Annotated in this window: 15 protein-coding genes; 13 read left to right on the plus strand and 2 right to left on the minus strand. The window is 69.1% G+C overall.

Translation table 11 applies throughout. The annotated features are described in order from the left end of the window. Nucleotides 1–75 precede the first annotated feature (75 nt). From ACWGI6_RS10295 to ACWGI6_RS10310, 4 genes are read left to right on the plus strand one after another with little or no spacing between them, the layout of a single operon-like run. Nucleotides 76–1,389, plus strand: a complete 1,314-nt coding sequence (locus ACWGI6_RS10295; RefSeq protein WP_453267079.1) for an ABC transporter substrate-binding protein — start codon at nt 76–78, stop codon at nt 1,387–1,389. Beyond that, nucleotides 1,386–2,309, plus strand: coding sequence for a carbohydrate ABC transporter permease (locus ACWGI6_RS10300; RefSeq protein WP_453267080.1), 924 nt, complete (start codon nt 1,386–1,388; stop codon nt 2,307–2,309). The genes ACWGI6_RS10295 and ACWGI6_RS10300 overlap by 4 nt, the downstream gene beginning before the upstream one ends. Further along, the gene (locus tag ACWGI6_RS10305) at nt 2,296–3,186 is read left to right on the plus strand and encodes a carbohydrate ABC transporter permease (protein ID WP_453267081.1); all 891 of its coding nucleotides are present in this window, start codon (nt 2,296–2,298) and stop codon (nt 3,184–3,186) included. The genes ACWGI6_RS10300 and ACWGI6_RS10305 overlap by 14 nt, the downstream gene beginning before the upstream one ends. Next, the gene (locus ACWGI6_RS10310) at nt 3,183–4,574 is read left to right on the plus strand and encodes a GH1 family beta-glucosidase (RefSeq protein WP_453267082.1); all 1,392 of its coding nucleotides are present in this window, start codon (nt 3,183–3,185) and stop codon (nt 4,572–4,574) included. Before ACWGI6_RS10305 ends, ACWGI6_RS10310 begins: the two co-directional genes overlap by 4 nt. 66 nt (nt 4,575–4,640) lie before the next feature. On the opposite strand, the gene ACWGI6_RS10315 is transcribed toward ACWGI6_RS10310, so the two are convergent. After that, a complete protein-coding gene (locus ACWGI6_RS10315; protein WP_453267083.1) occupies nt 4,641–5,051 on the minus strand; it encodes an organic hydroperoxide resistance protein in 411 nt (136 codons plus the stop codon). 129 nt (nt 5,052–5,180) lie between these two features. On the opposite strand from ACWGI6_RS10315, the gene ACWGI6_RS10320 reads away from it, so the two are divergent. The 7 genes from ACWGI6_RS10320 to ACWGI6_RS10350 all read left to right on the plus strand — a co-directional run bounded on the left by ACWGI6_RS10320 (nt 5,181) and on the right by ACWGI6_RS10350 (nt 10,934). Continuing rightward, nucleotides 5,181–5,642, plus strand: coding sequence for a MarR family winged helix-turn-helix transcriptional regulator (locus tag ACWGI6_RS10320; RefSeq protein WP_453267084.1), 462 nt, complete (start codon nt 5,181–5,183; stop codon nt 5,640–5,642). Nucleotides 5,643–5,913: 271 nt separating this feature from the next. Next, nucleotides 5,914–6,147, plus strand: coding sequence for an acyl carrier protein (locus tag ACWGI6_RS10325; protein ID WP_453267085.1), 234 nt, complete (start codon nt 5,914–5,916; stop codon nt 6,145–6,147). Continuing rightward, nucleotides 6,144–7,382 carry a beta-ketoacyl-[acyl-carrier-protein] synthase family protein gene (locus ACWGI6_RS10330; RefSeq protein WP_453267086.1) on the plus strand — a complete coding sequence of 413 codons (1,239 nt, stop codon included), beginning with the start codon at nt 6,144–6,146 and terminating at the stop codon, nt 7,380–7,382. The genes ACWGI6_RS10325 and ACWGI6_RS10330 overlap by 4 nt, the downstream gene beginning before the upstream one ends. A 225-nt stretch (nt 7,383–7,607) precedes the next feature. After that, the gene (locus ACWGI6_RS10335) at nt 7,608–8,507 is read left to right on the plus strand and encodes an alpha/beta fold hydrolase (protein ID WP_453267087.1); all 900 of its coding nucleotides are present in this window, start codon (nt 7,608–7,610) and stop codon (nt 8,505–8,507) included. Nucleotides 8,508–8,566: 59 nt separating this feature from the next. Continuing rightward, on the plus strand, nt 8,567–8,884 hold the full coding sequence (locus ACWGI6_RS10340) for an ArsR/SmtB family transcription factor (RefSeq protein WP_453267088.1): 318 nt from the start codon (nt 8,567–8,569) through the stop codon (nt 8,882–8,884). Continuing rightward, nucleotides 8,881–9,729 (plus strand): SRPBCC family protein, encoded by an 849-nt coding sequence (locus ACWGI6_RS10345; RefSeq protein WP_453267089.1) that lies wholly within the window; start codon nt 8,881–8,883, stop codon nt 9,727–9,729. The genes ACWGI6_RS10340 and ACWGI6_RS10345 overlap by 4 nt, the downstream gene beginning before the upstream one ends. Nucleotides 9,730–10,229: 500 nt before the next feature. After that, nucleotides 10,230–10,934 carry a transglycosylase SLT domain-containing protein gene (locus tag ACWGI6_RS10350; RefSeq protein WP_453267090.1) on the plus strand — a complete coding sequence of 235 codons (705 nt, stop codon included), beginning with the start codon at nt 10,230–10,232 and terminating at the stop codon, nt 10,932–10,934. A gap of 232 nt (nt 10,935–11,166) precedes the next feature. On the opposite strand, the gene ACWGI6_RS10355 is transcribed toward ACWGI6_RS10350, so the two are convergent. Continuing rightward, nucleotides 11,167–11,382: a hypothetical protein gene (locus tag ACWGI6_RS10355; protein WP_393905760.1), complete on the minus strand. Its 216-nt coding sequence runs from the start codon at nt 11,380–11,382 to the stop codon at nt 11,167–11,169. 715 nt (nt 11,383–12,097) lie between these two features. Here ACWGI6_RS10355 and ACWGI6_RS10360 point away from each other — a divergent pair. Together ACWGI6_RS10360 and ACWGI6_RS10365 are read left to right on the plus strand one after the other, a co-directional pair. After that, entirely contained in the window at nt 12,098–12,751 is a 654-nt protein-coding gene (locus ACWGI6_RS10360) for a transglycosylase SLT domain-containing protein (protein ID WP_453267091.1), read from the plus strand. A 387-nt stretch (nt 12,752–13,138) separates the two neighbouring features. Further along, a complete protein-coding gene (locus tag ACWGI6_RS10365; protein WP_453267092.1) occupies nt 13,139–14,002 on the plus strand; it encodes a lysozyme in 864 nt (287 codons plus the stop codon). Nucleotides 14,003–14,112: the final 110 nt, after the last annotated feature.

The raw sequence follows: 14,112 nt of genomic DNA on the forward strand, positions 1-14,112 counted from the left end.
TAAGTTAAGCCATGAGGCCGTTCAGGAACTGAACATGGCCGACCTCCGGACTCCTCAGAGAGAGGCGTATCCGTCATGCGCATACTCCGAGCCGCGACCGTCACCGCCACCGTCACCGCGCTCGCCGCCGTGGCATCCGGATGCGGGGGCGGGACGAGCCCCGGAGGGGGCAGCGACGACTCCCCCAAGACGCTGACGTATTGGGCGTCCAACCAGGGACCGAATGTCGAGGCGGACAAGAAGATCCTCGGTCCCGAACTGAAGAAGTTCGAGCGGCAGACCGGGATCAAGGTCAAGCTGGAGGTCATCCCCTGGCCCGAACTGCTCAACCGGATCCTCACCGCCACCACCTCGGGCCAGGGCCCCGACATCCTCAACATCGGCAATACCTGGTCCGCTTCACTGCAGGCCACCGGTGCGCTGCTCCCCTGGGACAAGGCGAACTTCGACGCGATCGGCGGACGTGACCGCTTCCTGGCACCGGCACTGGACGCCACGGGCATGGCGGGCAAGGACCCGGCCGCAATCCCGCTGTACTCGCTGGCCTATGCGCTGTACTACAACAAGCAGATGTTCAAGGACGCCGGGATCACCAAACCCCCGTCCACCTGGGACGAGTTGGTGGCGGACGGCAAGCGGATCTCGAAGGACGGCAAGTGGGGCCTGGGCGCCGAGGGCGGTCAGCTGACCAACAACATCCATCAGGCCTTCGCCCTCGGCAAGCAGCACGGCGCCGACTTCTTCGACGGCTCCGGCAAGCCCACCTTCACCTCGGACGGCGCGGTCGCGGCGGTCAAGCAGTACATCGACTTCATGGCCAAGGACAAGATCATCGCCCCGGGCAACGCCGAGTACGGTCAGAACCAGTCGCTGAGGGACTTCGCCACGGGCCGGACCGCGATGGTGCTGTGGCAGGCCGCGGCCACCACCTTCACTGCCGACGGGATGAAGCCGGACGAGTGGGGCGTCGTCCCGGTGCCCGTCCCGGCCGGCACCCCGGGCACCGGCCGGCAGACCAACTCCATGCTCGCCGGCATCAATATCGCCGTCTTCAAGAACACCCACAATCTGCACGGCGCGCAGAAGTTCGTGAAGTTCATGACGAGCGACGGCGAACAGCGGCTGCTCAACAAGACGTACGGCTCCATACCGCCCGTCACCGCCGCCCAGCAGGACCCGGCGTTCGACCGCCAGGACACGAAGGTACTGCTCGACACTCTCACCACGAGTGCCACGCCGCTGCCGCAGGTCGTCGAGGAGTCGCAGTTCGAGACGTCCGTGGGCACCGCCATCAAGGACCTGTTCGCCGACGCTGCCGCCGGCCACCCGGTGACGACCGCCTCGGTCAAGGCGCGGCTGGCCAAGGCCGAGCAGCAGATGGCGAAATGAGGGTCGTCGCCAGGCTGCGCCGCGTCGGCCTGCCCTATCTGCTGCTGCTCCCCGCGCTGCTGCTGGAGCTGCTGGTCCACCTCGTCCCGATGGTCATCGGCATCGTGATGAGCTTCAAGGACCTGACCCAGCTCCATATCGGCAATTGGGGCACGGCCCCCTGGAAGGCGCTGGGCAACTACCGCGTCACCGTGGATTTCGACGCCCCGGTCGGCGCCACCCTGCTGCACTCGTTCTTCGTCACCTGTGCGTTCAGTGCGCTGACGGTCGGTCTGTGCTGGCTCCTGGGCACCGCGGCCGCGATCTTCCTGCAGGAGAACTTCCGTGGCCGTGGTCTGCTGCGCGCCGTCTTCCTCACGCCGTACGCGCTGCCGATCTACGCCGCGGTGATCACCTGGGCCTTCATGTTCCAAAGGGACAACGGCCTGGTCAATCATGTGCTGCACGACCAGCTGCACCTCACCGACGGCCGGCCCTTCTGGCTGCTCGGCAACAACAGCTTCCTCGCGCTGGTCGTGGTCTCCGTCTGGAAGACCTGGCCGTTCGCGTTCCTCGTGGTGATGGCCGGGCTGCAGAACATCCCCAAGGACCTCTACGAGGCGGCGGCGCTCGACGGAGCGGGCATCGTCCGGCAGATCCGCCGGATCACTCTGCCCTCCTTACGGCCCATCAACCAGGTGCTGGTGCTGGTGTTGTTCCTGTGGTCGTTCAACGACTTCAACACGCCGTATGTGCTGTTCGGCAGGGCCGCGCCGGAGGCCGCCGATCTGCTCTCCATCCACATCTACCAGTCCTCGTTCGTCACCTGGAACTTCGGTACCGGCTCGGCCATGTCCGTCCTGCTGCTGCTCTTCCTGCTGGTGGTGACGGCCGGCTATCTCCTGGCCACCTCGCGCGGAAGGAAGCATGCCGATGCCTAGCGCCACCGCCCGTACGGCCGGCCGCCGGCGCTCCCCCACCGCCCCGCCCCGCTCCTTCCTGTGGACCCGCTGGATCTTCCTCACCGCGCTGACCGGCTTCGTGCTGCTCCCGGTGTATGTGATGCTCAGCAGCTCGCTCAAGCCGCTGGAGGACGTCTCGGGCGCCTTCCGCTGGCTGCCGAGCCGGCTGACGATCCGCCCGTACCTCGACATCTGGCACACGGTCCCGCTGGCCCGGTACTTCAGCAACTCCCTGATCGTGGCGGGTGCGGCCACCGTCTGCTCGGTGGTCATCGCGGTCTTCGCCGCGTACGCGGTGAGCCGCTACCAGTTCCGCGGCAAGCGGGTCTTCACCGTCACCGTCCTGTCCACGCAGATGTTCCCGGGCATCCTCTTCCTGCTCCCGCTCTTCCTGATCTACGTCAACATCGGCAACTCCACCGGAGTCGCCCTCTACGGCTCCCGCGGCGGCCTGATCCTGACCTATCTGACGTTCTCCCTCCCGTTCTCGATCTGGATGCTGACCGGGTACTTCGCCTCGGTGCCGCGCGAGCTGGACGAGGCCGCGTACGTGGACGGCTGCGGCGCGCTCGGTGCGCTCTTCCGGGTCGTGGTGCCGGCCGCGCTCCCCGGGATCATCGCGGTCGCCGTGTACGCCTTCATGACCGCCTGGGGCGAGGTGCTGTTCGCCTCGGTGATGACCAACGACACCACCCGCACCCTCTCGGTCGGCCTGCAGGGCTACGCCACCCAGAACGACGTCTACTGGAACCAGGTCATGGCCGCGTCCCTGGTCGTCAGCGTCCCGGTGGTCGCCGGGTTCCTGCTGCTGCAGCGCTATCTGGTCGCCGGGCTCACCGCCGGGGCCGTCAAATGACCCACGCCGAAAGGACCTCCGTGACCGACCGGATCGACTTCGCCGCCCTGCCGGACGGCTTCGCCTGGGGCGTGGCCACGTCGGCCTATCAGATCGAGGGAGCGGTCGCCGAGGACGGCCGCGCCCCCTCCATCTGGGACACCTACGCGCACACCCCCGGAAAGATAGACAACGGTGACACCGGCGACCGGGCCTGCGACCACTACCACCGCTGGCGCGAGGACATCGCGCTGATGCGTCAACTGGGCGTCGGCGCCTACCGGTTCTCGGTGGCCTGGCCCAGGGTCGTGCCGGACGGCGACGGCCGGGTCAACGCCGCGGGCCTGGCCTTCTACGACCGGCTCGTCGACGGTCTCCTCGAAGCGGGCATCGCCCCGTACGCCACGCTCTACCACTGGGATCTGCCACAGTCGCTCCAGGACCGTGGCGGCTGGCCCAAGCGGGAGACCGCCGAGCACTTCGCGGCGTACGCCTCGGTGGTCGCGGAGAAGCTCGGCGACCGTGTCCCGCACTGGGCCACGCTCAACGAGCCGCTGTGCTCGGCCTGGATCGGCCATCTCGAGGGCAGGATGGCGCCCGGTCTCACCGATCTCCCGGCGGCCGTGCGTGCCTCCTACCATCTGCTGCTCGGGCACGGCCTGGCCGTACGGGCGATCCGGGCCGCGGCCCCGGGCGCCGAGATCGGCATCGTCAACAATCTGAGCACCGTCGAGCCCGCCACCGGGTCCGAGGCCGATGCCGCGGCGGCGCGGCGGATGGACGGGCACACCAACCGCTGGTGGCTCGACCCGGTCCACGGCCGCGGCTTTCCCGCGGACATGCGTGAGGTGTACGGCGTCGAGCTGCCGGAGCGCGCCGGGGATCCGGAGACCATGGCGGAGCCGCTGGACTGGCTGGGGCTGAACTACTACTTCCCGGCCGTGGTGGCCGCCGAGCCGGCCGGCCCGCCGCCGTTCGCCCGCCCGGTGCGCCGGCTGCATGTACCGCGCACGGGCATGGACTGGGAGATCGACGCGGGCGGCCTGGAGACGCTGCTGCTGCGGCTGACCGAGGAGTACGCGGCACCCAAGATCTATGTCACCGAGAACGGCTCCGCCTACCCGGACGTCGTCCGGCCCGAGGGCACTGTCGAGGATCCCGAGCGCACCGCGTATCTGCACCAGCATGTGGCGGCCTGCGCCCGCGCGGCCCGCAAGGGCGCACCGCTCGCCGGCTACTTCGCCTGGTCGCTGATGGACAACTTCGAGTGGGCCTACGGCTACGACAAGCGCTTCGGCCTGTTCCATGTCGACTTCGCGACCCAGGCGCGCACGCTCAAGGACAGCGGCCGGCACTACGCGGAGCTGATCGGCGGCCGGCCGCACCGCGGCACCCCGCGCGCGGTCTGAGCCGTACGTGACCGGCGGACCGGCCGGCGACCTCGCCGGGGCCGGTCCGCCGGGCACGCCGTGTGCCTACTCGATGACCAGCTCGACATCGATGTTTCCGCGGGTGGCCTTGGAGTACGGGCAGTACTGGTGGGTCGCCTCGACCAGCTGCCGCCCGGTCTCGCCCGCGAGGGTGTCCGGCAGCTCCACCCGCATGACGACGGCCAGGCCGAAGCCGGTGTCGTCCTTGCCGAGGGAGACCTCGGCGGTGACCGAGACGTCCTTGGTGTCGAGCTTCATCTGGCGGCCGACATTGCTCATCGCGCTGGCGAAGCAGGCCGCGTAGCCCGCGGCGAAGAGCTGCTCGGGGTTGGTGCCGGCGCCGTTGCCGCCGAGGGCCGGAGGCATGGCCAGGGCCAGGTCGATCTGACCGTCGGAGCTGACGGCCCGGCCTTCGCGGCCGTTGGCGGTGGCGACAGCGGTGTACAGCGCGTCCATCACAGTTCCCCTTCATTGGCGCGGCGGCCGTTCCCCGGCCGCTCGATGCCCTCACAGTGACACACATTTAAATTGCTCGCAACTAGATTGCGCACAACTTAATAGCTTGGGGCGAGCTAACCTGGACCCATGACCTCCGCGACCAGGCCTCCGGTACCCGACGCCGAACTGCTCCGCCTCGACCACCAGGTCTGCTTCTCGCTGCACGCCGCCTCACGGGCCTTCGGCGGCATCTACCGGGACGCCCTCAAGGACCTGGGCCTGACCTATCCCCAGTACCTGGTCATGCTGGTCCTGTGGGAGCACGGCTCCCAGCCGGTCAAGGCCATCGGCGAACGGCTCCGGCTGGACTCCGGCACCCTCTCCCCGCTCCTCAAACGCCTGGAATCGGCCGGTCTGGTACGCCGCGAACGGAGCACCGAGGACGAGCGGTCGGTCACCATCCACCTCACCCCCGCCGGCGACGACCTGCGCGAAGCGGCCCTGCCGGTTCCCCGCAGGATGCTGGCCGCGACCGGCCTCACCATCGAGGAACTCCGCACGCTCCAGGGCCTGTTGGGACGGGTGACCAGCGCCCTCGACGAGGCCTGACACCGGAAGATTCCGGAGTCTGCCGGCCTGTGGCCCGTACCTCTCGCCGGTCCGCGGCGTTACGTACGTAGGTGCTTTCCGCGGCGTCCGCAAGGCGAGGCGCCAACGCCCTGTCCACCCCGGTGCGCTCATCACCCCATTGAGCTACCAAGGTTGGGGAGTCATCAGGACAAAGGCGTATAAAGGGTGGTCAAACCAGCCGGAGCCGCCGGTGAAATCCCGCCCACGACGCGGTTGGCAGCATCGCCTACGACAAGCGGAGGAGCGCCACGTGAATGCGGCAGAAGTTGTCAACACGTTGCTGGTCCAACGGTTCGGGGTCGCCCCGGCCGACATCACCGATGAGGCTCCGCTGCGCGGTCTGCGCCTCGACTCCCTGGCGCTGGAAGAACTCCGCGTCCTCATCGAGGAACGGCTGGACATCGACCTCGATGAGGTGTCACTGACCCCGCGGAACACCGTGGGCCAGCTGGTGGCGGCCGTCGACGGCAAAGTGCCGGCATGACGGCCCGCCAGGAGCCGTTCTCCGCGGCCGTGACAGGACTGGGACTGGTGACCGCGGCGGGCGTGGGGGCGAAGGCCACCTGGCATTCCGTCACCCAGGAAACGGTGCCCGGCGGAGTGAGCCACCAAGAGGAACTCGCCGATCTGCCCTGCGACTTCATGTACACCATCGCCGATCTGGACACCACCGAGCTGCTCGGTGTGGCCACCCAGCGGCTGATGGACCGCTTCGCGCAGCTCGCGGTGATCGCCGCCCGGGAGGCCGTCGCCGATGCCGGGCTGGACCCGGAAGCGTGGGACAGCAGCCGCGTCGCGGTGGTCATCGGCTCCGCGCACGGCGGGCTGCCGTTCTACGACCAGCAGCATGTCGCCATGGCCGGGCGCGGCGCTCGACGGGTCTCCCCCAAACTCGCCCCGCTGACCGTCGTCAACAGCGCCGCCAGCAGTGTCTGCATGGATCTCGGCGCCCACGGCCCCAGCCTGGGCGTGGCCACGGCCTGCTCCTCCGGGACCGTCGCCCTGGGCACCGCGCACCAGCTGCTGCGCGCCGGGGCCTGCGATATCGCCATCGCCGGCGGGGCGGAGTCGGTCCTCTCCCGGCTGCTGATCGCCAGCGCCTGCCAGATGAAGGCGGTCTCCACCCGCCGGGACGATCCGGCCACTGCGTGCCGCCCCTTCGACGCGGGCCGGGACGGCTTCGTGGTCGGAGAGGGCGCCGGGCTCCTCGTACTGGAGCGGCCCGAGCACGCCAGGGCCCGCCGCGCCCCCGTCCGCGCCCACATCCGCGGCTACGGCGCGTCCAGCGATGCCTACTCGGCGGTGGCCCCGGAGCCCGAGGGCAAGGGCATCGAGCTGGCGCTGCGTACCGCACTGGCGGACGCGGGGGTGCAGGCCGACGAGGTCGGCCACGTCAACGCGCACGGCACCTCGACGGTCGCCAACGACCACATCGAGGCCGCCGTGCTGCAGCGGGTCCTCGGCGATCACCCCATGGTCACCTCGACCAAGGCGATGACCGGGCACGCACTGGGCGCCGCCGGCGGGATCGAGACCGCGCTCACCGTGCTCGCCCTGGAGCATCAGCTGGTGCCCCCAACCGCCAACCTCCAGGTACTGGATCCGCGGATCCCGCTCGACATCGTGCACAAGGAGGCCCGGCAGGCGGCGTTCGACTGCGCGGTCAAGACGTCGCTCGGCTTCGGCGGGCACAACGCCGCACTGGTGCTGACCCGCTAGGGCGTGTCGTTTGGATCAGGGCGGATCAGGGAGCGGGGTCTGGTTCGTGCGATCGCAAGGCGGAGGAGGGAGTCGACGCGGAGCGTCGGCGAGTGACGACAACGCGGCGAGCGTGCGTGCCAGACCCCGCGAGCCCGCCATGATCCAAACGACACGCCCTAGACCGCCCCGCGCGCCGCGTCGGCGCGCGCCCGTTCCCGCCGGTGCCCCGAGAAGGAATCTCACATGTCCAAGGAAACGATCCGCTCCTTGTCGGTGCACGGGGTGTCCTATTCCTACCGGCGGTTGCAGCAGCCGGAGCGGATCACCGAGCCCGTGCTGGTGCTGGGCGGCGCGCTGCAAGGGATGTTCGGCTGGCCGCAGATGGAAGATCACGTGGGGCCCCTGGCGGACGTGGTGACCGCCGACCTGCCGGGAATGGGGAGCGCCGATCCGCTCCCCCCGGGGCCGAGCATCGATGTCGTGTGCGCGGCGATCGAGGGCATCATCGACGATCTCAAGGTCCCGCGGATCAATCTCTTCGGCTTCTCCTACGGGGCGGGCCTGGCCTACGGATGCGCCCGCCGGTTCCCCGGGCGCATCGCACGGCTCGCCCTGGGCGGAGTTCCGGCACACATCAGCGAGGCGCAGAGGGAGCTGTGGCGACGGGCGTCCGACCATCTCTCGCGCGGTGACACCGAGGCCTTCGCCACCCTGGTCGCCGAGGGCCTGATGTGCCTCGACGACCGCCGGCACGTCGCACACCGGAGGCTGGCGTACCGCTATGTCCGGCGCTCGATGCTGCATGCGGCCCGCAACTCCCGGCACGCCGTCGACTCGCTGCGGCGCGGGATCTCGGACCGTCCGGACTTCTCCGGCGGCCTGACCGGCATCCCCACGCTCGTCTTCAGCGGCGAGCACGACACGGTGACCTCCCCGGCCCGGCAACGGGCCTTCGCGGCCACCATCCCGGGCAGCCGCTTTCTGACGATTCCGGACGCCGATCACTGGGTGGTGCTCGAACGGCCGCAGGAAGTCGCGGACTTGGCTGCGCGGTTCTTCACCGATGGGCCGCTGAGCTCGGCGCCCTGCCTCGCGCCGGTGGTGCGCGAGGAGGCGGCGGCGGCCGATCCCGCGTGCGTGTGACCGGCCACGGACGATCACATTCCCTTGCGGTTATATAACCTCTACCGCATACTGGGGTCATGCCCCTACCGTTCGACGTACTCGCGGAGCCGAGTCGGCGCAAGATTCTCGACCTGCTCCTGGAGCGCCCACGGCTGGTCGGCGAGCTCACGGAGCAGCTCGGACTGAGCCAGCCCGGCACCTCCAAGCATCTGCGGGTGCTGCGCGAGGCCGGCCTGGTCCAGGTCCGGCAGGACGCCCAGCGCCGCTGGTACGAGCTCCGGCCCGAGCCCCTGGCAGAGCTGGACGCCTGGCTCGCGCACTACCGGCATCTGTGGACCGGGAGCCTTGACGCCCTGGAACGGCATCTCGACGTCATGGAGGACGACCCCCGATGAACCCGCACTCCGACAGCCTCACCACCAGCGGCGGCCGTAACGCGCTGCGCATGGAGCGCAAGCTCGCCCATCCGCCCGCGAAGGTCTGGTCAGCGATCACCGACCCGGCGCACATCGGACAGTGGTTCCCCTCCGAGGTCACCGTGGACCTCCGGCCCGGCGGGGCGATGACCTTCCACATGCCCGGCGTGAGCGGTATCGCCATGAGCGGTACGGTCACCGACGCCGACGAGCCCCGGCTCTTCGCCTTCACCTGGGGCGAGGACCATCTGCGCTGGGAGATCACACCGGACGGCGACGGCTCACTGCTGACCTTGGTGCACACCTTCGGCGACCGGTTCGGCGGCGCGAGCTTCGCCTCCGGCTGGCATCTGTGCCTCACCGCACTCTCGCAGCTGCTCGACGGCGCATCGACGGCCGTCCCCCGCGACACCGGGGAGCTGCACGAGGCGTACATCGAGCAGTTCGATCTCGGTCAGGGTGTGGTCGAGGACACCCCGGACGGCCCGCGGATCCGTTTCGAGCGCCAGCTCGTACGGCCCGCCGAGACCGTCTGGGCGGCGCTGACCTCGGGAGACGAGCCCGCGGAAGGTGCGCAGGCGCCGGCGGGCTTCACCGCCCGGGAGGCGCCGGCCGGGCCCGTCACCGAGGTACGGGCCCCCTCGGCGCTCGCCTACCGCTGGCACCCGGAGGGCACGGTCCGATGGGAGCTGGGCCAGGGCACCGGCCACGGCGCCCGGCTCACCCTCACCCAGACCGGCCCGCGGGGATTCGACGCGGACGCCGCACTGGATGCGTGGCACGACCGGATCGAGCATCTCGCAGCGCGCCTGCTGGAGAACTGAATACCGCGGTCGGCTCTGCCGCACGCTCGCGCCCCCTATGGATTCCATAGGGGGCGCGAGCGTTATCGCCGCCCCTCTCCGGGCGCGGTAACAACCCTCTCCGTAATGGCCCGATGACCCGCCGGCGCCCTTGGAGAAATGCCTCTTCCTGGTGTGAGCCAGACAACTTCGCGGTGCCGCGGAAGGGCCGTTGACGCCGGTGCCGGGTGATGCCCGGCACGCGACGTACGTCACGTACGAGCAGGCCTAGTCGATGCCCTGCCGCGTGCTTACCGAGAAACACGGCATTTACAACGGACATCTCGCTCTATCTCACGAAGATAGGTAGTACAAGGCATCTTTGCCACCATCCAGGGCCCGCGCTAACCATGTTCGGCGTAGCACCGAGAACGAGCCTGCGACCTCGGCCAGACCGGCGAACGCGGCCATGACCCTCGGTCTCACGCGCCAACCGAAGGCCGCCTCCCCCGCTGCCACGCCCTGGAAGAGGTCACATTCACATGCCTAACTTCACCCTGCCCCGCCCTGCCCGCATCACCCGCACCCAGAAGGTCTCCGCAGCGGTGGTGGCCGCCGCGAGCTGCACCGCCGCGCTGGCGTTCACCGCGGCGCCGAGCAACGCCGAGACCACCGCCGCCCACGCACCGGCCGCGGTCAAGCCCGTCAGCGCCAACGGCCTTCCGCTCACCGCGAAGGACCGCGCCGACGACGGCAAGAAGGACCAGCAGGTCGCCTCTTCCGTCGCCGCCCGCCTCAAGGTCACCGCGGTCGAGAAGCAGGGCCACGTCGCCAAACAGGCCGCCAACCGGTCCGTCGAGCGCAAGGCCATAGCCACGCCGAAGGTCGCCCCCAAGGCGGCGCCGAAGGCTGCCCCCAAGCAGTACGCGAACAACCTCGACGGCTGGATCCGCGAGTCGCTCGACATCATGAAGGCCAAGGGCATCCCGGGCTCCTACGAGGGCCTGCACCGCAACATCATGCGCGAGTCCAGCGGCAACCCGAACGCCGTCAACGACTGGGACATCAACGCCATCAACGGCGTGCCGTCCAAGGGCCTGCTCCAGGTGATCCAGCCCACCTTCGACACCTACCACGTGTCCGGCACGCCCAAGAAGCTCACCGACCCGATCGCCAACATCACCGCCGCCGCCAACTACGCGGCCCACCGGTACGGCTCGATCGACAACGTCAACTCGGCCTACTGAGCCGGAGAGACGCGACCGTGAGGACGGTCGGAGCAGACTGATCCGGGTGCCGCAGTGCGGCCCCAGGCATGGCAACGGCAGTGGCCCTGCCCGCATCTCGCGGGTGGGGCCGTTGCCGTTGCCGTTGCCGTTGCCGTTGCCGTTGCCGTTCGGCGCCGCTGCCGGTGCCGGGCGTCAGCTGTGGTGCCGGGCGTCAGTCGTGGTGCCGGGCGTCGCTGGCCGGTATCGCGCGTCAGAAGCGGTCGCGTCGCGCCGTGCCGCCGCCGAAGAGGGTGTCGAGGATCTGGCCGGCGAAGCGGAGTCCCGCCCGCTCCCTGGGCGTGAGTTCATGCCGGCTGTGCTCAGCGCGCTGGTGGTGGCCATCGGCCGGCGCCGCGGCGGCGACGCCCGTCGCGAGGAAGCCCGAGACGAGAAGACCGGTGAGAACGGCGGTAAGACGACGGAGCATGAGTACGTCCCTACGATGAGTGATGGCTGTGTGCGGTGTCACCTTCGGGGAGCGGAGGGCCCGTAGTCATGCGACAGCCCCGGGCGCTGCTGCGAACGGACCAGCAGCACCGCCGTATCGCCGTATCGGGGACTCACCAACGGCCCATCCGGCACACCCTCTTCCCCTGCGCCGCACTTCAGCAGAACCGGACTCCGGCCCGCTCGTGAAACAGAGCACAATTGCCGCCCTATTTGGCCCCGGCCACCGTGCCCCGCACCACATTTGGGGATTCTCGGCCTTCCCCGTCAGGCAGTTGCCCGGATAAATCGGCTGCCGTCCGCGGGCGGAACGGTGCCGGAGACCGGTAATTCCGGTGTGAGCCAGGCAACTTATGCGGACCGCTCAAGCGGCCTTTGTGGCCGCTCTCAGGTGACTCGGGGCACGCGACGTACGTCACTTACGAGTCTGCCTAGTTGATTTCCATGCGGCCATTCCGGTCCAACGCCGCCAGGGACGCTTATCACTTCAGGGATCCGGGTTTATCTCACGAAGATGAGTAGTACCGAGCACCATTGCCTCGATCCGGGACGGGCGTTAACCATGGATTCCGACGCACTGAGAGCGAGCTTGCGAATCACGCCCCACGGCGATCGCGGCAAAGACCTCCGGTGCGGAACGCGCCGCCAAAAAAGGCCGCCTCCCCGTCCCCAGTACCTGGAAGAGGTCAATCTGCATGCCTAGCTTTACCCTGCCCCGCGCTGCCCGCATTACCCGCATCACCCGCACCCACAAGATCGCCGTGGCCGTTCTGGCCGCCGCGGGTGCCACCTCGGGCCTGGCCCTCACCTCGGCTCCGGACACCGCTCAGGCGGCGTCTGCGCACGCCCCGGCCGCGGTCAAGCCCGTCGATGCGAAGGGCCAGCCGGCCAAGGCGGACGACGCCAAGACCGGCCGCGCCGTGACCGCCTCGGCCGTCGACCACGTCAAGGTCGCCGACGTCGCCAAGCAGCGCAGCGCCCAGCAGGCCGCCAACCGCTCCACCGAGCGCACGGCCGTCAAGGACTACCCGAACAACCTGGACGGCTGGATCCGCGAGTCCCTGGACATCATGAAGGCCAAGGGCATTCCGGGCTCCTACGAGGGCCTGCACCGCAACATCATGCGCGAGTCCGCCGGTAACCCCAACGCCGTCAACGACTGGGACGTCAACGCCGTCAACGGCGTGCCGTCCAAGGGCCTGCTCCAGGTGATCCAGCCCACCTTCGACTCGTACCACGTGTCCGGCACGCCCAAGAAGCTCACCGACCCGATCGCCAACATCACCGCCGCTGCCAACTACGCGGCCGACAAGTACGGCTCGATCGACAACGTCAACTCGGCCTACTGAGCCGACGGAGCCGAAGAGCCGTCGCCGGCCCTCCCAGCCGGTCCGGCCGGATGAGGCAACGGGAATGACGGACAACACAAGCGAGCCGACAGGCTCTGCATAAGGCAGCTTGCGAAGCGGCGGAATGGCGCGTTCGCCGCTGCGCGGTGGAGCGGGTCCCGGCAGTAGCCGGGGCCCGCTTCGCTCTGTCGTGCGGCACCTGGGCCCGGACCGGGGGCGTGGGCGGCGTCTTCCGACCGCCAGACGGGTGAGATGCGGGGCCGGTCGGCGGACCGACGGCCTGTTGGGCCATAGAGTCAGGCGGTTCTGCGTATAAGTCTCTTATCGGCAGGATTCTGCTCAAAAGCTGCCGAACCTGACTCAACCGAAGGCCTTCGGAGGCATGCGATGCCCTTGCGCAGATCCGGTCCGGCCCGCCGTACAGTCCCTATTGCGGCCGGAACTCTCGTTTCTCTCTTCTCCGTGCTCGCTTTGCCCCTCGCGCTGCCCGGCTCAGCCACGGCGTCGGATGCCGAGAAGAGACCCGCCCACCCCGAACAGGACTGGATGGGTTCCACCATCGCGGCCCACGAAGGCAGCGGCGACCGGGCAGGTGGTTCCGAGCCGCGGGCGTCGTCCAGAAGGGCCGTGTCCGGCGTCGATGTCTCCAGCCACAACGGCAAGGTCGGCTGGAAGGCGCTGCACAAGTCCGGGGTGCGTTTCGCGTATGTCAAGGCCAGCGAGGGGACCAGCTACACGAACCCGTACTTCGCGCAGCAGTACAGGGGCTCGTACTCATCCGGCATGATCCATGGCGCGTACCACTTCGCGCTGCCCGACCACTCCAGCGGCAGTTCCCAGGCGGAGTACTTCGCCGACCACGGCGGCGACTGGTCCAGGGACGGCAAGACCCTGCCCGGTGCCCTCGACATGGAGTACAACCCCTACGGCGCGACCTGCTACGGCAAGAGCCACAAGGCCATGGTCCGCTGGATCCGCGATTTCGTGCGGACCTACCGGGAGGAGACCGGCCGCTACCCGGTCATCTACACCTCCACCAACTGGTGGAGGCGGTGCACCGGCAACTCCGGGAAGTTCGGCAGGACGACTCCGCTGTGGATCCCGCGCTACGGCTCCTCCGTCGGCTCGCTGCCGCGCGGCTGGCAGTACCACAGCATCTGGCAGCACACCTCCTCGGGCCATCCGGTCGGTGACCGCAACCGCTTCAACGGCACGTACACCCGCCTCAAGGTCCTCGCGAACGGCCACTGATCCCGCCGCGACCCCACGCTCCCCCGGCCGGGGGGGGGGGCGGGCCGCCCCGCCCCCCCGGCCCCCCGGGGGGGGGGGGTGTAGAAAAAAACAAAAAAACAAACAACAAG

The sequence above is a fragment of the Streptomyces sp. NPDC054786 genome (assembly GCF_053611685.1).